The sequence below is a fragment of the Fimbriimonadaceae bacterium genome (genome assembly GCA_023957775.1).
Lineage (GTDB): Bacteria > Armatimonadota > Fimbriimonadia > Fimbriimonadales > Fimbriimonadaceae > JAMLGR01.
The window spans coordinates 21897-42738 of record JAMLGR010000020.1 but is presented as its reverse complement, the minus strand read 5'-3'; the positions used below and the strand labels follow the sequence as shown (position 1 = coordinate 42738).

The window sequence follows — 20842 nt, the reverse complement described above, 5'->3', positions numbered from 1 at the left end:
TCTTGTAGAATTGGAGGGTGCCGACGGCTGCCTTCACGACCCTGGGCTGCAAGGTGAACCAGTACGAGACCCAGCGCATCCTCGAGAGCTTCGAGGAAGCGGGGTTCGACGCCGTGCCCTTCGACCAACCCGCGGACGTCTACGTCATCAACACGTGCAGCGTCACGTCGGTCGCGGAGAGCAAGAGCCGGTACACGATCCGCAAAGCCGCGCGCACCAACCCGGACGCCAAGGTCGTGGTCACGGGGTGCGCTTCGCAGATGGCCCTCAACAAGCGCGAACCCATGGAAGGGGCGCACGTCGTCGTCCCCAACCCGCAGAAGCTGGAGGCTCTGAGCTACCTGCTCCATGCCTTTCCGGGTTTGGAGCCGCCTCCGGGAGGCCCCCGCGCCCGTCCCGCCGCGTTTGCGGGACGCACGCGCGCGACCCTGAAGGTGCAGGACGGGTGCAGCGTGTTCTGCAGCTACTGCTCGATCCCGTTCACGAGGCCCGTCATGTCGTCGCGCCCGTGGCGCGAGGTGATCGAGGAGGCGGAGCGGCTGGCGTCCATGGGTTACCGCGAGGTCGTTCTCACAGGCGTGCTGATCGGCGCCTACGGCCCCGACACGGGGAGCGGCGGGCCAGACTTCGAGGATCTTGTCGAAAGGCTGTGCGCGGTGGACGGGCTCGAACGCATCCGGATCAGCAGCATCGAGATGCGCCAGGTCACGCCGCGGCTGATCGAACGGGTGGCGGCCGGCGGCAAGGTCGTGCCCCACCTCCACGTGCCCCTGCAAAGCGGGGATTCGGGTGTGCTCGCCGACATGAACCGCCCGTACACGCAGCGCGACTATCTCGACCTTTGCGAATCGCTCTACGCCGAGATTCCCGACCTTTCGCTCACGACCGACATCATGGTCGGGTTTCCAACCGAGTCCGAGGAACGGTTCCAGTCGAGCGTGGCCGTCTGCGAACAGGCGAAGTACCTCAAGGCCCACCTGTTTCGCTTCTCGCCGCGGCACGGCACGCCCGCGGATCAGTGGGGCGACCCCGTGGCCCCCGAGGAGAAGGTGCGGCGAAGCCAGGTGCTCTCCCAGGTGACGAGCCGGACGGGCGAGGGGCATGCGCAGAGGTTCCTCGGACGGACGCTTCGGGTGCTCGTGGAGGGCAAGCGCCGGGACGGACTCCTCGGCGGACTGACGGACAACTATCTCGAGGTGCGGTTTGCGGGCTCGCCGCAGTGGGTCGGCTCGCTTGTCCACGTTCACCTCTCGGACCATCGGGACGGCATGCTCTACGGCGAACTGGCCGCGGCTCCGTCCCCTGACCGCCGAGCCCTCTCGGTAAGGAACTGAGCCAGTGCCCACCCTCTTCACCAAAATCATCAACGGCGAGATCCCCGGGGAGATCGTCTACCAGGACGCCCACGTCGTGGCCATCAAGGACATCCAGCCCGTGGCGCCCGTCCACATCCTCATCGTGCCGCGCGCAGAGATCGCGGGCCTGGCGACGCTTCCCGACGAGGGCGACCACATGTACCTGCTGAACGCCGCGAAGAAGATCGCCGAGGAGTTCGGGCTGGACGAGGGGTACCGCGTCGTGATCAATCAGGGCGAGGCGGCCGGACAAACCGTGCCCCACCTGCACGCCCACCTGCTCGGGGGCCGTGCGTTGACCTGGCCCCCCGGATAGCCCATGCACCGCGACATCCAACCCACCGGCAAACCGACCGTAGGCCATCGCCGCTCGTACGGCGAGGTGCCGCCCGAGGAGCGGTTGGGCATCGGCGTGTTGGGCCTCCACGAGGGGCATACGCTCCTGGTGGCCCTGCGCGCATCGGGTCTGTGCAAGGCGGTCGCGGGTTGCGATCTCGCGGCCGAGAAGCGCGACGAGGCGCGAGAGGCGGTCCCTGGTTTGTGGGTCACCGACGAGTACCGCGCCATGCTTGCCCGCGAGGACGTGCGCATCGTGGCGATCTACACGCCCGACTCGCTCCACGCCGACCACATCGCGGCCGCGTTCGAGGCCGGAAAGCACGTGATCTGCACGAAGCCGCTCCTGAACGACCCGTCCGAAGGCGATCGGCTCCTGGAGCTTGCACGCGTCCACGGGTGCCGGCTCCAGGTGGGCCAGTCCACACGGTTCTACGAGCCGTTCCAACGTCAGCGGGAGCTCTACGAGGCGGGCGACGTGGGCGACGTGGAGCTGGTCGACGCGCACTACAACCACCGTATGGATTGGTACTACGAGAAAAGCCCCTGGGCGGCCACCGACACGCATTGGGCGTACCTCGGGCTCAGCCACCCCGTGGATCTCGTCCGCTGGTATCTGGGGCCGATCCGAACGGTCCACGCCGTCGGAACGAAGACGGCGCTGGGCGAGCGGTACGGGGTGCGGGGCGATGACGCGATCTGTGTGAACCTCGTCGCCGAATCCGGAAGGATAGGGCGCGTGCTGGGGAACTACGGCATCCACGAGTTGCCCCGTGCGCGGTCGATGATCGAGTGCTTCCTCATGGGCTCGAAAGGCACGAGCTTGGCGCGTTACCCCGAGCTGCGATTCACCCGGCACGATGGCGACGGCATCGAGATCGAGGAGGACTTCGACCACGCGATGGCGGGCTACCACTACCGCCACGAACTGAAGGGCATGCACTACGGCGAGTTCTGCAACTACGCCGACTTCTTCGCCTCGAAGCTGCTCTCAGGCGAACCCAACAGCCCGGACCTCGCCGAGGGCATCGCCACGGTGCGCACGATGCATGCGATCGTGGAGTCGCTGGAATCCGGCCAGCCCGTGCGCGTTTAGCCCGGCTCAGAGCGTGCGTGGAGGAGGCGACTGTCGAGAAACCGTCCAGGCGCGTTTGCGCACTGCCACGCCCGCTCGACGGGCGTGGGCCGGACGCCTGAACGGGTGGCTTCTGCACGCCCGGCCAGCGGGCGTGGCACCCCTGGGCGGAGCCGAAACCCGGCCAGAGAACAGCCCGGACGCCGGCCTTTCATGCCTTCGCGCGAGGATCCGGGTTAGGCGAGGGCCCGGTCGAGATCCTCGACCAGGTCGTCGATGTCCTCCAGCCCCACGCTCGCGCGCAGCAGGCCCGGCGTGATCCCGCGAGCCTGGCGCTCCTCTTCCGTGAGCCCCGCGTGGGAGAACAGCGGCGGGTAGGAGAGCAGCGATTCGACGCCGCCGAGGCTCGCGGCGATATGGAACACCCGGGTCCGCTCGGCGAACTGGAAGGCCGCGTCCCGCCCGCCTTCCAGTTCGAACGCGACGATGCCTCCGAACCGGCCCTCCATCTGCCGCGCGGCCAGCGCCCGCACGTCCGGCTCCGCCAACCCCGGGTAACAGACGCGCCGCACTTTGGGGTGCGCCGCCAAGTGTTCGGCGACCCGGGCCGCGTTGTCGCAGTGCACGCGCATCCGGGCGGGAAGCGTCTTCACGCCCCGCAGGGTCAGCCAACTCGCGAACGGTTCCGGTACCGCGCCCCCGAGCTTGAGTTGTTCGAGCAGGTGCGCATGAATGGCCGCGTCGTTCGTCAGCGCCGCCCCGCCGGTCACGTCGCTGTGGCCTCCCAGATACTTGGTCGTCGAGTGCACGACGACGTCCGCACCCAGGGAAAGGGGACGCGTGAGGTAGGGAGTGGCGAACGTGTTGTCAAAAACCGTTAGGATCCCTAACTGTTTTGCCACGGCCGCCACGGCGGCGATGTCAACGACCTCCACCGTGGGATTGGTGGGGGACTCGTAGAACACGAGCTTCGTGTTGGGGCGTGCGGCGGCGCGAAGCGATTCCGGCTTCAGCGAGTCGAACGAGGAGACCTCGATTCCATGCCGGGGGAGGAGCTTTGCGGCGAGGGCCGCCGTTCCCCCGTAGATCGCATCGGCGAGCACGACGTGGTCCCCGGCTTGGGCCAAGGACATGGCCGCGGCGAGGGCGGCCATTCCGCTCGAGAAGCACGCGCCGTATTCGGCTCCTTCGAGCGCCGCAAGGGTCGCCTCCAACTCCGCGCGGTTGGGATTGCCGTAGCGGGCATACATGAACGGTGGCTCGCGTTCGAGCGACTCCCAACGGAAGGTCGAACTCTGGTAGATCGGGCGGACGGACGCGCCGACCCCGTCCTCGAACGTCCCCGCCCCGTGCACAGCCCGCGTTGAAAACCGCATGCGCGGAGATTACCGGCGCGTCAGGAGTTGCCGATCTTGAATTTCGATGCGTCGAGCTTCTGGTTGTTCTTCCATTCGGCCGACCACTGGTACTGGAACTCCCGACCCTGCTGGTCCCACCCATGGGAACGGATGGTGACCGGCAGGAAGATCTGTCCGTCCACGACAAGTTCGACGGTCTCGACGCGCCCGCCGGGGCCGGGCACCGGCCGCTCTGCGACGACTCGGTAGTTTCTGATCTTCCGATCCTTAAAGGGCATGGTGCGCTCCTCCACCGAGAGTTTGAACCCCTGTACGCCGCGCTGCCACGCCCCGATGAGTGCGCTCCAGTAGCCGCCGCCGTCGGTCAGCCCGTCGAAAACGTTGGTGGGGAACGATTTGGGCCACTCCTCGACCAGTTTCTCCATGTCGCGCTGCGGGGTCGAACCCACCTTCTTCGGAGCGGAGAGCCCGCCCTCGCCGAGGGTGACCAGCTTGGTGCCGTTGGCGGTCGCGATGCCCGTCGTGGGGACGTCGTCGGTGAGGAGCATGTAGGAGATGCGGAACGTCCGATCGTCTTGGATCTCACCGGGAAACGTGGAGGGCATGATGCGCCCTTTTGGAGTCTTCCCCAGCACGGTGGCCACCACGCGCACGTTGCGAAGGCTCTTCATGGCGGCGTCCATCTTGGCGGCGATGTCGGTGGCCGCGAGCTTCCCGCCAGCCCAACCCTTGGTGTTCTTCGCGGGAATGGGCGGCACGTCCACCTTCGCGTCTTCCAGCGCCTTCGCAACGGAAGGAGCCGGGGCGTTGGGGGCCGCGACCGGTGGTTGGGAACCCGCTTGGGCCTGGGCAGAAGGCTTCTGGCCGCCGCCACACCCTGCGAACGCAAGGAGGGAGGCCGCTGCGAGAATCGACGAAGCAAGAGAGGGTTTCATGGTTTAGGTCCCAACGGGAGATCGAGAGGGACTCCACAGCGAGGGGTCCAGATCGGCAAAGGGAGCGTCTTTCGATTGGCACTCCTCGATGAATGTCTGATCGGCGACAGAGAGTTCACCACCGGCGTGGACGGACTCGGCAAGGTCGGCCAGACGGTGGAACCGATCGATATGGTCGTCGAAGCGGACTTCGGCATAGTCGCGGGCGGAGAACGTCGAGATGAGGAACTGCCAGTCCGACGCTTCGGCAAGGAGCAGTTCCCTTCCCGCTTGAATGACGATTTCGCGGGCGGGTCCGTTCGCCAGCCGCTCGGACAGCTCGCGCATCCTGCGCTCGGCCGGAAGCAGCTTTTCCCACGTCCACACGTTGCCGTCGTTGAGCCAAACGAAGTGGTAGCCGCCTTCGCCCCACGACCCTTCGGGCAGCGTGATCGTGCCCCGCACGACGCCCGAGTCCAGCACTTCCGAGGCGGAAACGCACTCGAGATCGGGATCGGCGGCGACGTGTCGGCCCAGCTCGCACAAGAACTCCGGCCCTTCGAACCACCAGTGGCCGAACAGCTCGGTGTCGTACATCGATGTCACGATGCCGTCGTGCCCGCTGGCTCCCCGGTACGCGGCGAGCGTCTCCTTGAGGGTCTTGGCCATATCCGCGGCGTGGCCGGAGAGGCGCTCGAACGCCGCCCACGGATCGTACGGCTGCTTCTTGCCCAGGTCCTGCTTGTCCTCGCTGATGCGCCAATACTTGTGGCGGCCCGGATAGAGCTGCTTGTGGAACTCGAGGTAGTGCGGATCGCCCGGATAGCCGTGCTCGCCCGACCAGACTTTGACGGTGGTCTGAGGATCGCGTGCGAACACGGCCACGCCCGACGTCAGCCGGTAGGGTTCGTACTCGCTGCGCTGCTCGGGGGGAGGGGTGAAGAACTTCTGGCTGCGCGCGAACAGCTCGGCAAGCTGCGGAAATTTGCCCGCGTAGGTGCCGAGCGGCTCGCCTCCCCGGATCATGTGGGAGTCCACAAAGAAGTACTCGACCCCGTTTTCAGCCAGGATGGCGTCCACGCCCGCCCGTTCGAAGCTGGCCCCGTCGCCCACGGGAGGCTTCCATTCGTAGGCGGGACGATACGCGCACTCGGGCAGCCACATGCCGCGCGGTTGGCGGCCGAAGTGCTTCTTGTACGTCTCGACTCCGAGCTTCACTTGGGCGCGCACGGACTCCTCCGTTCCAAGGAGCGGCAGGTAGCCGTGCGTTGCGGCGCACGTGATCACCTCGATGCACCCCTCGTCCTGGAAGTAGCGGAACCCCTCGATGATCGAGCGCCCCCACTGGTGCTTGAACTCGACGAGGGCCTGCGTGTAGTGGCGCTGCCACATCGCCGCGAGCCCCTGCATCCACAGCTCGCCCTCTTTTTCAAACCGCCGCGCGTCGTCGATCGCGGCGTCGATCTTCTCCTGGCAGTAATCGGCGAAGCCCGATTGGAAGGTGGGGTCCTCAAGCTGCTCGGCGAGGATGGGGGTCATGTTGATGGTCCACCGCGGGCGGATTCCGTCGCGGTGCAACCGATCGAGCGCGTGGAGGATCGGGAGGTAGCACTCGGCGGCCGACTCGTGGATCCAGTCCGTTCCGTGCGGAGATTTCCCGTGGGAGAGCACGTAGGGCATGTGCGAGTGGAGGCACAGCACGAATCGTCCGACGGGCATGAGGATATTGTAGACGGGAATCCCGATCCCCGATTCCCGATTCCCGATTCCCGATCCCCGATTCCCGTCCCCCCAGCTAATGATCCTCGAGGTAGTGCCGCTTCAGAAGGTCCTCGCCGTAGTCGTCCCCGGGGGTGCGCCAGATGGAGTGGATGTGCGGGTCGTCGCTTCGGCTCGCGGACGTGTGGTCGAACTCGATGAGCACTTGAGGTCCGTGAATCCGGTAGTAGAAGCGCGTTCCGCGCTCGGCTGGTCCGATCCATGCGAACAGGGTCTGGTCGAGGGACCGTTCGATCGCGGCTTTCCGCAAAGCGGCCTCCTCCGCGGGTGCGTCGTCGAGGTAGACGTCGATCAGGGCCATCATCCTTTCGCGCTGGTCGGCATTGAGCGCGGAGCACGGCAGCCCCTTTGGTTCGGTCAGGATCGTGTCGCGATCGGGGCCAGTGAAGATGTCGGCGGGCACAGCCTCGATGATTCGCGCCCTTGCTTGCTGCTCGGCGTCGAGCGTGCCGAATAGCTTCAGCGCGAAGTCCTCTTCGGCGCCCAGCGCCCGAAGTTCACGCTTGCCATCGTTGGCAAGGGCCGGATGGGCTCCGAAGAACGCGGGGGTCATCGACATCTTTCCGCCGACGTAGGTGAAGGTGAGCACCACGTGGTGGCCCTCGTACTGCCACCCCCAGGGGCCGTCCGCCGAGGGTGTTCCGAAGATCTCGATCCAATAGAGGTCGCTGGCGTAGCTGCCTCCGAGAATGTCCTCGAGGTGCATCACGTTCTTGGTCTTGAAGTAGCCTCCCTCGCTGAGACTGGTCTTCAGCAGCGCCTCCGCAAGGGCCCTCTGCTCCGGGCCGAGGTCTCGCAGCCGAGTCCCGGCACGGTCTCCGGGGGTGAACTGCCACACCTTGCGCAGCGCCAAGTCGAAGGGCCGCGCGGCCTTGGCCCGCTCCGCCGCCGGCAACGCGTCCAGGAAGGCCTTGGCCGCCTGGACGACCCCGGTGTCCCGCGCCACAGGCCCCTCCGCCCCCAGCCGAACCGCGACGATCAGCGCGCCCGCCACCAAGAAACCCAGGAACAGCTTCATGAGCACACGAGTTCGCGGCACCACCGCCTGCCTCCTCCCGGGGGTATCACGCAAAGAACGCAAAGACGCAATGGGGACCTCAAAACCCAACACGGGCGTGCAACGCCCGCCGGGTAAACCTCCTCCATGAGTCTTGCCATGCTCCTCCCCGCCGTGGCCGCCCTCGGCATGGTCCACCGCGCTCCCGACGTGCTTTGCGGCATCGATGTCCTCGAGCGCGACGGGTTCGCCCAACTCAAGGGCCGCAAGGTCGCGCTCATCACGAACCACACGGGGCGCACCCGAGATGGGCGGTTCACCTCGGACGTCCTCGCGGCGGCGCCGGGCATGACGCTGGTCTGCCTGTTCGCCCCGGAGCACGGCCTCCGGGGCCTGGTGGACGAGGCGGTGAAGGACGGACGCGACGAGAAGACCGGCCTTCCCGCCTACTCGCTCTACAACCCCGGCCAAGGGGCCGATCGCTACCGGCCCAAGAAGGAGCAGCTTCAAGGGGTCGACACGATCGTGTTCGACATCCAGGACATCGGCACGCGCTTCTACACGTACGTCGGCACGCTCGGCTACGCGATGGAAGCCGCCGCCAGGGACGGGCTCGAGGTCGTCGTGTTGGATCGCCCGAATCCGATCACGGCGATCGACGCCGACGGCCCGGTCGCCGACGAGCGCCACCTCGGGCTCACCGCCTTCCACACGATCCCGCTGGTCCACGGCATGACCGCCGGCGAGCTCGCCCGGTTGTTCAACAGCGAGCGCAAGATCGGCGCGAAGCTCTCCGTGGTGAAGTGCGAGGGCTGGCGGCGCGACATGTGGTGGGACGAAACCGGGCTGACCTGGGTCAACCCGTCCCCCAACATGCGGTCGCCGACCGAAGCCTTGCTCTATCCGGGCATCGGGCTCGTCGAAGCGACCAACCTCTCGGTCGGCCGAGGCACCGACACGCCCTTCGAGCTCGTGGGAGCGCCCTGGCTCGACGGTCGCAAGCTGGCCGCGGCGCTCAACGCCAAGGCGGTTCCGGGCGTGCGTGTGTACCCGCTGGAGTTCACGCCGAACGCCAGCAAGTTCGCGAACGAGCCGTGCGGCGGGGTCGGTTTCACGGTGACGGATCGCGCGGCGTTCGACTCGGTGCGCTTTGGCTGCGAGCTGGTCTTTGAGTTGCACCGCCTCTTCCCCGAGTGGGACTCGAGCCGACTGGTGAACCTGCTGCAGAACTCCCAAACCTCGCAAGCCCTTCTCCAGGGCGGCTACGCGGCCGCGCGCCGGGACTGGATGCCGGCGCTGCAGGCGTTCCGCGCCGTGCGGAAGACGCACCTGCTCTACCGGTAGGGGGATATTGCACGCAAAGAACGCAAAGGGCGCTATGGGGGTTCACGCGGAGGCGCAGAGACGCTGGGGGAGTTTCACGCAAGGAACGCAAGGGGCGCAAGGGTTTCACGCAGAGGCGCTGAGGCGCGGGGGGGAGTTTCACGCAAGGAACGCAAGGGGCGCAAGGGTTTCACGCAGAGGCGCGGGGGGCGGGGGGCCGCTTTGGACTTTCCGACCTTGGAACGACCCTTCGTTGAGCATCCCAGTGAAATTGCTGGTTGCATTTGGACTGGTTCTCCTGCAGACTGGAAAGACAGTCGGGGTCCTAAAGTCTTTTGAAACGAACCACCATCGTCCTAGCAAGCTTGTTCTGCGTTGTGGCGCCAGCGTCAGCGAACTTGATCGTCAATGGGAGCTTCGAAGTTCCCCATCAGCCCTCGGGTTACGGCTACGTGGCGGGCGGTTCGAACGTGATCACAGGATGGACGACGGTGCTTAACGGAGTCGAGCACTTCGATCCGGCTATCTACTCGATCGGAACGGCCCACGATGGCAACCAGGTGGTGGACCTCGCCCCGACGACCTTCACCGGTGGCGGGATCGAACAAACGGTTGCGACCGTGGCTGCGCAACAGTACAGGCTCTCCTTCTGGGGCGGTACCTCGAACTATGCGAATCGGACGGGAACAGGCGTCATAAAAGTCTCGATCGACGGGGGAGCGGCGCAGAGCTTCAACCTCAACAACGCGAACGCCGTGATCGCCTGGCAAGGGTTCAGCCTCGACTTCGCAGGTACCGGCAATCCGACGACGATCACGTTCTTCAACGACGAGGATGCCAACACGCACTTCGCGTTCCTGGACGACGTGAGCCTGGCGCCGGTCCCCGAGCCCTTTACTCTGGTCCTTGCCGCAGCGGGATTGGCAACTGCCGCCCGCCGCCGAAAGCGATAAATTCCGCGCCTCAGCGCCTCTGCGTGAACCCCCATAGCGGCCTTTGCGCCCTTTGCGTGCCACTCCTACCCCCTCACGCCTGCGCGTACCGCTCCGCCAGCGCGGGCCAGGTCCCTGCCGCGATCGCTTCCCGTACCTCCTCCATCAGCCGCGCGTAGAACGCGAGGTTGTGCAGGGTGGCCAGCCTTGGACCCAGCGGCTCGTTGGCCTTGAACAGGTGGCGCAGGTAGGCCGCGGGGTACCGCTCCGTCTGCGGAAAGACGGACTGCGCGTCCACGGGCGCGTCGACGTCGGTCCACTCGGAGCCCATGATGTTCACGCGCCCCTTCAACGTGTACAGGCAGTGATGCCTCGCCATCCGGGTGGGCAGCACGCAGTCGAACAGGTCGATCCCGCTTGCGACGGCGTGCACGATATCTCGAGGGTGCCCGACGCCCATGAGGTACCTCGGCTTCTCTTCGGGGAGCCGGCGGGCCGTGCGCGCGACCACCGGGTACTGCATCTCCGTCGGCTCCCCGACGCACACGCCTCCGATCGCAAAGCCCTCGAACGGCAGCGAGGTGATGAACGCCGCGCTCTCGTCGCGCAGGTCGTCGTGCACGCCGCCCTGGACGATGCCGAAGCAAGATTGGCCGGCCCGCCGCGCGCGGATCGACCGCTCCGCCCAAAGATGGGTCCGCCGCATGGCCTCGGCCGCCTCGTCCCGGCTGCAGGGGAAAGGCGGACACTCGTCGAGCACCATCGCGATGTCCACTCCGAGCTCCCACTGGATCTGCAGCGCGCGCTCGGGACTGAGCCATACTTCCGAACCGTCGAGATGGGACCGGAACCGAACGCGCTGGTCGTCGATGTCTCGCATCTTCCCCAGGCTCATCACCTGGTAACCGCCCGAATCCGTGAGGATCGCGCCCCTCCATCCCATGAACTTGTGCAAGCCGCCGAGGCGTTCGATGCGGTCGCTGCCCGGCCGCAGGGAGAGGTGGTACGTGTTGGCGAGGATCAAGCGGAAGCCCAACGCCTCCAACTCCTCGGAAGAGACCGTCTTCACCGTGCCCGCGGTGCCCACGGGCATGAAGGCGGGGGTCTCGACGATGCCGTGAGGTGTGTGGAGGCGGCCTCGGCGCGCGCCGGTGTGGGGGCACACCGAAAGCAGCTCGTACCGCACCTCGCCTGGCATAGGGGTGATTATGGTGCAGGCAAGGAGTGAACCCGAACGGGGCGCAGGGTAAAACGGGTTCCATGAGCCAGCCCTACAACCGCGTCTTCAACTTCTCCGCCGGACCGTGCACCCTGCCGGTCGAAGTGTTGAAAGTGGCACGCGACGGACTCATGAACTGGAACGGGACCGGCATGAGCGTGATGGAGCTCAGCCACCGCAGCAGCCACTTCGAGGGCATCCTGGCGGACACGGAAGCCGCCTTTCGCCGGGTGTTCCACGTGCCCTCCAACTACAAGGTCGTCTTCCTCCAGGGCGGAGCGAGCCTTCAAAACACGATGATCCCGATGAACCTGCGCGGCGAGGGTCGAACCGCGGCTTACGTCGTCACCGGTACGTGGGGCAAGAAGTCGTATCAGGACGCCAAGATCGGAGGGGCAACCCACCTCGCGTTCGACGGGAAGGAGCACGGCTACTCGAACGTTCCGGATCTCGGGTCGCTGGACTACGGAGACAACCCCTCCTACATCCACTGGACGAGCAACGAGACGATCCAGGGCGTCGAGTTTCAAGGCGACGCCACGTTGCCCGCCCTCTCGGTGTGCGACATGTCCTCGAACATCCTCTCGCGTCCGTGCGACGTGTCGAAGTACGGCTTGATCTATGCCGGAGCCCAGAAGAACATGGGGCCGTCCGGCGTGGCCGTGGTGGTGATCCGGGAGGACCTGCTTCCCGAGATGAACCAGGGCCTGCCGCCGATGCTCGACTACCGCACGCAGGTCGAGAATGGATCGATGTACAACACCCCGCCGTGCTGGGGCATCTACATGTGCGGCCTGAACTACCAATGGGTCGAACGGCAGGGGGGGCTGGAGGCGATGCAGACTCGGAACCGGGAGAAGGCCCAGGTGCTCTACGATGCGATCGACCAGTCGGGGGGGTTCTATCGGGGCCACGCGGACAAGGCCTGCAGGTCGATCATGAACGTGACCTTCACCCTGGCGGACGCGTCTCTCACGGACGCGTTCGTCCAAGGTGCGGAGGCCGAGAAGCTCGACGGGCTCAAAGGCCACCGCTCCGTGGGCGGCGTCCGCGCGAGCATCTACAACGCGTTCCCCAACGAGGGGTGCGAGACGCTGGCCGCCTACATGAAGTCGTTCGCGGCGAGCAACGGCTGACGCCATGGGCCTGCCGATCCGCGGCACCCTCTTGAACACGGCGACCGTCGTCGTAGGCTCGCTCCTGGGCTGGGCGCTGGGCGCCCGCGTTCCCTCCGCGGCGATGGAGATCGCTTTGTCGGCGCTCGGACTGGTCACGCTCGGCATCGGGGTCAAGCTGTTTCTCGAATCCAAGAACGTCCTGGTGCTGGCGTTTGCGCTGACCGTCGGCGGGGTTCTGGGATGGGCGTTGGGGATCCAGGCGGGTGTGGAGGGGTTCGCTGAGTGGGCGCGGGTCTCTCTCGGGCCGCTCGCAACCGGACGCTTCTCCGAAGCTGTCGTCACCACGAGCATCCTGTTCTGCGTGGGACCGATGACGCTGCTCGGCTGTCTTCAGGAGGGGCTCGAGGGCAAGATCGAGCTGCTGGCGATCAAAAGCGTGCTGGACGGCGTGGGTTCGGTGTTCTTCGCCGCGACCTTGGGTCCCGGCGTGCTGGTCACCGCCGCGATCGTGTTGGTCTTCCAGGGCGCGCTCACCCTGGCCGCGGGTCGTCTGCGAGCCTTGGCGCGCGACCCCGAACTGTTGGCCGAGGCGAGCGCCGTGGGAGGCGCCATGTTGTTGGCCATCGGGATGGGGCTGCTCGAGATCAAGCGCCTACCCGTCGCCAACTACCTACCCGCGCTCGTTCTCGCCCCTTTGGGAACCGTGGTCGCCAGGCGTTGGCTCCCCGTCCACGCCGATCCCGTCGACGGCGTGTGAGGTCTCTCATGCAACGCAAAGGGGGACCGGGACGAATCCCGATCCCCCTTCGAACCACGCGTTGCCGATTACTTGCGTCGGCGGCGCGAGGCGAGGCCGGCTACGCCGGCGATCAGCGCGAGCATCGTCGCAGGCTCAGGCACCGCGCCGAGCACGACGCGACCCTGGCCGCCACCGATGGCGGCGTCGTACGTGCCGAAGTCGTTGTTGCCGAATCCCGCCACGACGGCATAGTACTGGGTGTTCGCGGAGAGCCCGAGGCCCGTTCCACCGGAGAAGTTGGTCGTCTCACCGACCCCGATTCGGGAGGAGGCAAATCCTTGCCCCGTGCCCGACAACAGCGTGAACGAACCGCTGAAGTCGTCGTCCCCGTCCAGCAGGCCGACCAACGGCGTGGCCGGGTTGAAGCTGCTGTACGCGAGCGCATAGGTGTCCGGGTGCGAGACGCCGTTGATCTCGAACGTGTAGGTCCCGCCAACGGTGACCCAGAACGGCTGCACCTGGTAGTGAACCGCCGTGCCGCTGCCGGAAGTCCCGGTGTACGAGAGGGGGCGGGCCATCGTCGGGCCACCCGTGGTGTCTCCAGACCAAAACGCCGTCTGTGCAAACGCGCTGCCCACGACGCCACAAAGCGCCAAAACAAGTACCTTTTTCATCATAACTCCTTCAATCCAACCTGAAATTGCCCTTCGCGCCGCTTACGCGAGGCATGAAGGGCTTGCAGACATCGTAACACGTTCGGCATGGAGAATCAAACAAAACTCGTCGATTTGCCGGGCCAGAACGTTCGCAGTGGCTCTCGCCGGGGTTTCTGGCGGGCTCGTCCCCGCGGGGGGTAGGTTCTTGGAATGAGCCCGGCGCTTCGATTTCTCCTGGCCTCCGCCGCTTGCCTGTTGGCCGCTGGGGCCCGCGCCCAGTTGCCGATGCCGCCGATCGGCGGCGGGTCGCCCAACCAGGTGCCCGAGCGGCTCTCGAATCCTCGGGCGACGGTGCGCACGTTCCTCGAGGCCATGAACGAATCGCGGACCAAAGACGCCGCTGAAACCCTCGACCTCAGCTCGGTCAATCTCGTCTTGCGGGACACAGAGGGTCCGCGCCTCGCAAAAATGCTGTTCGACGTGCTCAACCGGACGATCTACGTCGATCTCGAGCTCATCCCCGACAAGCAAGGAGGCGACGCCTACACGCTGGTGCGCCCCAAGGACCCCGCGGGGCGCGTCGTAGGGGCGATCGAACTTGCCCGCCTGGACAGCGGTGCGTGGAAGTTCTCGCGGGCCACCGTCGAGGCGCTTCCCGCCATGTGGGAGGCCGTCCGAGACCGCCCCACGATCGCAGGCCTCAAGGAGATCGACGCCCGCTCCGTCGACCCCGGCGAGTGGCTGCGCTCTCAAGTTCCCGAACCGTGGCGTGCAAAGTCGTTTTGGCTTGAACACTGGCAGTGGATGATGCTCGGGGCCCTGGTCCTTGCTTCCGTGGCGCTCCACCTGTTGACGCGCCTCTTGCTGGCCGGCGTCCTCCGCGTGCGCTATCGCATCGTCGGCGCGCGCCTGTCGGATTCGGTCCGCCGGGGCCTGAGGCGATCGATCGGGTGGATTCTGACGGCGTCGATGCTCCTCCTCAGCGTGCCTTATCTGAATCTTCCGGAGCTGCTGGGAGCCGCGCTGATTCTCGGCAGCAGGGTCCTTCAGTTCGCCACCGCGATCTGGATGCTGTTCGCGATCTGGGACGCCGTCATGGAGGCCTTCTCGAACCGTGCCACGCAGTTCATGCAACGCGCGGACGCCGTCCTTATCCCAATCGCTTCGAAGTTCGGCAAGTTCGTCATCCTCGCCGCCGGATTGATCCTGTTCGCGGCGTCGATGGGCATCAACCTGGCGGGCATCGTCGCAGGCATCGGCGTCGGCGGCCTCGTGCTTGCGCTGGCGGCCAAGGACAGCGTGGAGAACGTGTTTGGATCGCTCACCATCCTGTTCGACATGCCGTTTGGCATCGGCGATTGGGTCCGAATCGGAGAGATCGACGGCACGGTGGAGGAGATCAACCTTCGAAGCACGCGCATCCGAACGTTCGAAGATTCGGTGATCACGGTTCCGAACAGCAACATGATCAAAGCCTCGGTCGAGAACTTCGGGGTGCGGCGGTATCGCCGGCTGAAGATGGCGATCGCGCTGACCTACAGCACGCCTCCGGAGAAGATCGAGGAGTTCTGCACGGGTATTCGCGAAATGATCGCGAACCACCCAAAGACGCGGAAAGACAAGTACCACGTCGAAATGAACGCGATGAACGCCAGCTCGCTGGACGTGCTTCTCTACATGTTCTTCGAAACGGACCTGTACGCCGAGGAGTTGGCGTTGCGCGGGGCCTTTCTGCTCGACATCGCGCGCTATGCCGAGACGATCGGCGTCGAGTTCGCCTTCCCGTCGCGCAGCGTCTACATCCAATCCTCCCCCCCAAGCGCGGCCACGGGTGACTAGCGCGGCCCAAACATCGTAGAGTTTAGGGACATGTCGCCCACAATTGCTTGGACCCGTTGGACCACGATCGGCCTCGTCGCCACTCTGGCGCTGACCGCCGTCGCCCAGGATCGACTCCAGAACATGCCGCGATACGACCGTTACGAGAAGATGCGCCGGGAGATCGCCGGCTCCGTGAAGCGCGGCGACCTCCGGGTCGCCTGGGCCGCGGATTCCCAATCGTTCACCTTCAGCCGGGACGGAAAGACCCTGCGCTACACGGTGGCCACCGGAAAGACCGCCGAGTCCGAACCCGAAACCGGGCCGACCGGACCGGCAACCGGACGACGCGGCCAGCGCGGCGGCGCACCCGCGCGCGGCCGGCAGTTTGGAAGCGCGACTTCCCCCGACGAAAAGTTCACCGCCACGTACCGGGACGGGAACATCGTGCTCAAGGGTCCGGACGGAGAGCATCCGCTCACCACCGAAGGCGATCCCTCCAAGCGGATCAAGTACGGCCAAGCCAGTTGGGTGTATGGCGAGGAACTCCGCGTGCGCGAGGCGATGTGGTTCTCGCCGGACTCGACGATGCTGGCGTTCTATCGGTTCGACGAGACCGGCGTCCAAGACTACTTCCTGACGCTCGACGTGTCGAAGGTGCAGGACCGCCTCGACGTCGAGGCGTATCCGAAGGCCGGATCCAAAAATCCCGAGGTGGCGCTCCTCGTCGCCGACGTCGCCACCCGGTCCCTCGTGACGATCGACACGAACTTCGACACGGGAACGCCCGACCTCGGCCACTACGTGTACGGCGTGCAGTGGTCCCCCGACGGCCAAGAGCTGCTGTTCAACCGGACCAACCGCAAACAGAACGTGATGGAGTTCTGCGCCGCGGATCCCAAAACGGGCAAGTGCCGGGTGATCGTGCGGGAATCCTCTCCTGAAAGCTGGACCGACAACTCGCCGCCCATCACCTTCCTCGATCCCCAACCGGGCAAGCCTCGGCGGTTCCTTTGGACTTCGGCCCGTAACGGTTATTACAACCTCTATCTTGGGGACCTGGGTGGAGCGCCGCTGAAGGCGGTGACCCAGAACCAATTCGACCTGGCCGGCATCGAGCGGGTCGACGAGAAGGCCGGGGTCGTGTACTACATGGCCCGCGACGGAGACACGCCTTACAAAGCCCAACTCCACCGAGTGGGTCTGGACGGAAAGGGCGACAAGCGGCTGACCGACCCCAAGTTCAACCACAGCGTGGACCTCGCCCCCGATGGATCCACCTTCCTCGACACCTTCGAGTCGAACGACGTGCCGCCTTCGACCCGCATCTGCGACGCGGCGGGCAAGGAACTGGCCGTGCTCGCCGAGAGCGATGTGGCCCAGTTCGAGGCCCTCGGCCTGCAAAAGGTCGAGTCGTTCACCTACCTGGCGGCCGATGGAAAGACGGTGCTCTACGGCCAGTTGCACAAGCCCTCCGACTTCGATCCGTCGAAGAAGTACCCGTTGATCGTCAGCCTCTACGCAGGCCCCGAGTCGGGTGGGTCGCTGGCGCGCTTCTCCACGCCGAACCCGATCACCGAGATGGGCTTTCTCGTAGCGTCGTTCGAGGGGAGGGGGACCAACGGTCGGGGCAAAGCGTTCAAGGACGCGGTCTACGGCAAACTCGGCGTGGTCGAGATCGACGACCAAGCCGCAGGGGTCAAAGCCCTCCGCGAGCGTCCCTACGTGGACGGGAACCGGGTCGGCGTATACGGAACGTCCTACGGCGGTTACGCGTCGACGATGTGCCTCCTGCGTCACCCCGACGTCTTCCAAGCGGCCGTCGCAAGTTCAAGCGTGACGGATTGGCGGAACTACGACACGATCTATACCGAACGCTACATGGGATTGCCTTCCGAGGACGAGAACAAGGCGGGGTACGACGAGGGCTCGGCCATGAAGTACGCGAGAGACCTCAAGGGCCACCTCATGCTCTTCTACGGAACCGCCGACAACAACGTCCATCCCGCCAACACCTACCAACTGGCGCAAGCGCTCCAGCGGGCGGGCAAATCCTTCGACATGATGGCGGGCCCCGACATGGGCCATTCGGGAATCAACCAGACGCGGATGTGGGAGTTCTTCGTCGACCACCTGATCCTGTCGACGTCAGGGGACGATGTCGAGAGACTCCACGCCGCGTGGCGAAAGAGCGTCTCTCACCGGCGCGGCTTGGCGATCCAAAAGCCGTAGCGGCCGTTCTCATCGACCATCTTGAGGTAGATGCCGGTGGTGGCAAGGAGCGGGTACGTCTTGTACTCCGCGACCGGAGGCAACTTCATCCCAAACCGCGCCTTGTGCTTCCCGTCGTCGAACGTTCCCTGAAGGTCGCCATACGCATTGACCCGGCCCTCGACCCGCCAGCCGGCGGAGCCTTCCCCCTTGCGCGAGAGACGCGCTCTACCGTCGGGCTCCACCGCAATGGTCATTTCGATCTTCTCGATGGGCTCTCCATCGAAGACGGTGGACACCTCGAACTCGTAGGTGCCGACGAACGCTTGGAGCTCCGGAGGCTCCGCAAACGCGAGGCGTTCGAAGAAGCGTGTTTCGGCTCGGGTGGTGGCCACGGCCCTCAAGAACTTCAGGTCCTCGACTTGGCCGCGCTTCCCATAGGCCGCGGCCAAACGGAGAATCGCGGTGTCTGCGACCCAGCGAAACGACCACCCCATCTCCTTGGCCGCCAGATACAACCGCTGTTCGGCGCCTTCCCAATCCCCGGCCAGGAGCAACGCCATTCCCTGCAACTGGCGGGCACTGGGAATGTTCTCGCCAATGACCTGAACTCGCTTCTTCACATCTCCGGTCTTGCCAAGTCCCGCGTCGATCAGCAGGGAGGCCGATTCGAACGTTTGGGCCAGCGTTCCAGGACGGGGTGGCGGTAGGTCCGCGCGAATCCGGTCGGCCTCCGCATATCGCCCCCTGCACGCGAGGTAGGTCGCGTAGTACCAACCAAGATCGGGCTCGACACCGTCCTGGGCCGCCGTTGGCGACCAAAGACGGTCGACCTCTTCGTCGTCGCCGCCGGTCATCGCCGCGACCATGGCGACGCGACGGAGCCCCGAGTTTGCTTCGCCCTGGTGAACGAGGGGGACGAGCAGGCGGTACACGGTCACCGCCAGCGGCAGGACACGATTGCTGTCGAGGCTGTACATCTCGAACTTGAACCACGCGTCTTCGTTCTTTCCGAACTGAGAGGCGAGTTTGCCCAGGTCGATGGCGAAGAGGGTCCTCAAACGAAACTGGATGATCTCGTCGAGCCCCTTGCGCTTCATCCGGTCTCGGATGATGTCGTCGAGCAGGCCATAGTGCTCCAGCTTCGCAGTGAGAAGATCGGGGGCGTACTTCTCCACGGTCTCCTGGTAGGACCCGGCGTCCGTCCAATCGCTCGCCGCCCATGCGCTAAGCCCCGCCGCGAGTTGAGCTTCCCAGGCATACGGATGGGCGGCGGCCAAGGGAGCCAAGAGATCGTTCAGTTTTCCGCAGTCGGCGAGGGTGTGGCGGACCGCCTCGAGCATTTGCGCAGGATCGGGATCGTTGGCCAGGGCCTCGCGGGTATCGGCCATCGCCTCTTCAAACTCGCCCGCACGCTGATGGCGATCGGCGCGCAGAAGCAACCACATCGCCTGGTCGTCGCCGTCGGCGATCGCGTCGTCGATCAGCAAGCGGATTTGCGTTTCGGTCGCCGTCCCCAGCCAGGCCACCAGCTTCATGCCCCGGATCTGATTGGCCGAAGGCTGCTTCCCGGGCGCCATCAAGGATCGATCGAACGCAACCACCGCATCCGAGTCTTTCCCAGCATCCAGCGCATCGACGCCTGCAAAGAACGCGCCTACCCGCGTGGCGGGAGGAAATGCCTTGCGCAACTCGCCCACAAACGCGCGCCTCTGTACGGGCGCCACACTCGACAAGCCCGCAAAGGCCATGAGCGCCACCTCTTCGGACCGATCCAAGTGGAAGGCCTTGGAGGCTGCATCGAGCCGCTGCTGGGGAGCGAGTTTGGGATCCCGACTGGCCAGAGTCGCAAGCGCCGCGTAGTAGGGGGTGCCGTCCTTTTCTCGCAGTCTCGTGAAGACTCGCTCCGCCTCGGACCAGCGGGACGCCGAGAGCATCGCTCCCCCTTCGTGGAACAGGGTGGCAGGCGTGGCCTCTCCAAGCTGGTCGGCGGTGACGTACATCTCGATGGCCAAGTCGAACCGACGGGCGAGCAACAGCGCCGTCCCCATCTGGGTGAGGCTCGCGCCCATCCGCGCTTTGGTCAGCCCTTTCGACTCCGCGGCAAACGCCTTGGCCAAGCCGGCCACCGGAAGACTCGAATCAACGAAGGCCCCGAGCAGGACATCTTGCGTTCTCTCGGCGAAGACTGTCGGCTGCTGGGCATCGTCCCCGAAGTCGCGTTCGGTGTAGGCGACGACGTCATCGCGCGTGCGCTCGGCGACGGCGGAGCTCCACAGGGCACCGGTCGTCTTGCTTCGCAGTTCGGGATCGGTCAGCCGCTTCAGAAGGAAGTGGGTGAAGACTCCGTGCTGGAACTGGGGAATCTCGTAGGACCTCCCGCCAGGCGCCGTTCCGAGCAACACGGCGATGTTGGCCCTGCGCCCCAGTTCGGCAAGCTCGCGGCCAAAGCCGTTCTTATCCCCGTTTCGGCACGCATCGGCGATCACCAGGACGTTCTTGAGGCCGGCCTGCACCATGCGCCCAATCAACGCCTTGACGGAGACGCCTTTTGTCGCGGCGTTGGCCCGCGTGCCGTCTGAGGGCAAAAGGAAGTCGCCTTCGGGCGTGCCGACACCGTGGCCTGCGAAGTAGAAGACGAACAGATCTCCACGATCCAACCTGGGATCCGATACCAGGGCGTCGAGGGCGCCCAGGACGTTCGCGGCCGTCGGTGCGGTGCCCCCCTCCTCGTCAAGGAGGTACTTGATCGTGGACGCGTCGAACCGAAAAGTCTCCTCGAGGGTCCTTCCGAACGCCTTCGCATCGTTTACCGCGTAGCGCAGGGCACCCATCTCGGTGTAACGGTTCGCGCCCACGACCACCGCCCACCGCTTCGCCGGAACGAACGTCTCGAGCCGGGCTTCCGGCCCGGGTCGCGCAACCGCGCAGGTCGCAAGCAGCATCAGCAGTCCGATGATCGGGCAACGAAGGAGAGGCGCCATCCCATCTCCGTTGACGCGCCATCACGCC

Annotated in this window: 16 protein-coding genes and 1 pseudogene; 10 read left to right on the top strand and 7 right to left on the bottom strand. The window is 65.6% G+C overall.

Annotated elements, in window-relative coordinates; genetic code table 11:
• Positions 1–17 precede the first annotated feature (17 nt).
• The 3 genes from mtaB to M9921_14915 are packed head-to-tail and all read left to right on the top strand — an operon-like array spanning position 18 to position 2787.
• Positions 18–1334 carry a tRNA (N(6)-L-threonylcarbamoyladenosine(37)-C(2))-methylthiotransferase MtaB gene (mtaB, locus tag M9921_14925; protein MCO5298139.1) on the top strand — a complete coding sequence of 439 codons (1317 nt, stop codon included), beginning with the start codon at positions 18–20 and terminating at the stop codon, positions 1332–1334.
• Between the two features lie 4 nt (positions 1335–1338).
• Positions 1339–1671, top strand: a complete 333-nt coding sequence (locus tag M9921_14920; protein ID MCO5298138.1) for an HIT domain-containing protein — start codon at positions 1339–1341, stop codon at positions 1669–1671.
• A 3-nt stretch (positions 1672–1674) separates the two neighbouring features.
• Positions 1675–2787: a Gfo/Idh/MocA family oxidoreductase gene (locus tag M9921_14915; GenBank protein MCO5298137.1), complete on the top strand. Its 1113-nt coding sequence runs from the start codon at positions 1675–1677 to the stop codon at positions 2785–2787.
• A 215-nt stretch (positions 2788–3002) separates the two neighbouring features.
• Here the strand turns inward: M9921_14915 and M9921_14910 are convergent, their stop codons facing one another.
• The 4 genes from M9921_14910 to M9921_14895 form a co-directional block, all read right to left on the bottom strand.
• Positions 3003–4142 carry an aminotransferase class I/II-fold pyridoxal phosphate-dependent enzyme gene (locus M9921_14910; GenBank protein ID MCO5298136.1) on the bottom strand — a complete coding sequence of 380 codons (1140 nt, stop codon included), beginning with the start codon at positions 4140–4142 and terminating at the stop codon, positions 3003–3005.
• A gap of 20 nt (positions 4143–4162) precedes the next feature.
• Entirely contained in the window at positions 4163–5059 is an 897-nt protein-coding gene (locus M9921_14905) for a hypothetical protein (protein MCO5298135.1), read from the bottom strand.
• Between the two features lie 3 nt (positions 5060–5062).
• The gene (locus tag M9921_14900) at positions 5063–6757 is read right to left on the bottom strand and encodes a DUF1957 domain-containing protein (protein ID MCO5298134.1); all 1695 of its coding nucleotides are present in this window, start codon (positions 6755–6757) and stop codon (positions 5063–5065) included.
• Positions 6758–6833: 76 nt separating this feature from the next.
• Positions 6834–7712: a DUF3500 domain-containing protein gene (locus tag M9921_14895; protein MCO5298133.1), complete on the bottom strand. Its 879-nt coding sequence runs from the start codon at positions 7710–7712 to the stop codon at positions 6834–6836.
• On the opposite strand from M9921_14895, the pseudogene M9921_14890 reads away from it, so the two are divergent.
• The 3 genes and pseudogenes from M9921_14890 (at position 7694) to M9921_14880 (ending at position 10090) form a co-directional block, all read left to right on the top strand.
• Positions 7694–7801, top strand: a pseudogene (locus tag M9921_14890) (polymer-forming cytoskeletal protein). The gene M9921_14895 and the pseudogene M9921_14890 sit on opposite strands and share 19 nt — an antisense overlap.
• 160 nt (positions 7802–7961) lie before the next feature.
• Complete coding sequence (locus M9921_14885; GenBank protein MCO5298132.1) at positions 7962–9158, top strand: DUF1343 domain-containing protein; 1197 nt, start codon at positions 7962–7964, stop codon at positions 9156–9158.
• Positions 9159–9535: 377 nt separating this feature from the next.
• A complete protein-coding gene (locus tag M9921_14880; protein MCO5298131.1) occupies positions 9536–10090 on the top strand; it encodes a DUF642 domain-containing protein in 555 nt (184 codons plus the stop codon).
• Between the two features lie 73 nt (positions 10091–10163).
• On the opposite strand, the gene tgt is transcribed toward M9921_14880, so the two are convergent.
• The gene (tgt, locus tag M9921_14875; GenBank protein MCO5298130.1) at positions 10164–11267 is read right to left on the bottom strand and encodes a tRNA guanosine(34) transglycosylase Tgt; all 1104 of its coding nucleotides are present in this window, start codon (positions 11265–11267) and stop codon (positions 10164–10166) included.
• A 62-nt stretch (positions 11268–11329) separates the two neighbouring features.
• Between tgt and serC the strand changes: the two genes are divergently transcribed.
• Both serC and M9921_14865 read left to right on the top strand, forming a co-directional pair.
• Positions 11330–12424 carry a 3-phosphoserine/phosphohydroxythreonine transaminase gene (gene serC, locus M9921_14870; protein MCO5298129.1) on the top strand — a complete coding sequence of 365 codons (1095 nt, stop codon included), beginning with the start codon at positions 11330–11332 and terminating at the stop codon, positions 12422–12424.
• 4 nt (positions 12425–12428) lie between these two features.
• Positions 12429–13163 (top strand): DUF554 domain-containing protein, encoded by a 735-nt coding sequence (locus M9921_14865; GenBank protein MCO5298128.1) that lies wholly within the window; start codon positions 12429–12431, stop codon positions 13161–13163.
• 68 nt (positions 13164–13231) lie between these two features.
• On the opposite strand, the gene M9921_14860 is transcribed toward M9921_14865, so the two are convergent.
• Positions 13232–13819: a PEP-CTERM sorting domain-containing protein gene (locus tag M9921_14860; protein ID MCO5298127.1), complete on the bottom strand. Its 588-nt coding sequence runs from the start codon at positions 13817–13819 to the stop codon at positions 13232–13234.
• Between the two features lie 192 nt (positions 13820–14011).
• Between M9921_14860 and M9921_14855 the strand changes: the two genes are divergently transcribed.
• Together M9921_14855 and M9921_14850 are read left to right on the top strand one after the other, a co-directional pair.
• Positions 14012–15640: a mechanosensitive ion channel family protein gene (locus tag M9921_14855; protein ID MCO5298126.1), complete on the top strand. Its 1629-nt coding sequence runs from the start codon at positions 14012–14014 to the stop codon at positions 15638–15640.
• 30 nt (positions 15641–15670) lie between these two features.
• Complete coding sequence (locus tag M9921_14850) at positions 15671–17851, top strand: S9 family peptidase (GenBank protein ID MCO5298125.1); 2181 nt, start codon at positions 15671–15673, stop codon at positions 17849–17851.
• Here M9921_14850 and M9921_14845 read toward each other — a convergent pair.
• Positions 17818–20814, bottom strand: a complete 2997-nt coding sequence (locus M9921_14845) for a caspase family protein (GenBank protein ID MCO5298124.1) — start codon at positions 20812–20814, stop codon at positions 17818–17820. The genes M9921_14850 and M9921_14845 overlap by 34 nt on opposite strands.
• Between the last annotated feature and the right edge of the window lie 28 nt (positions 20815–20842).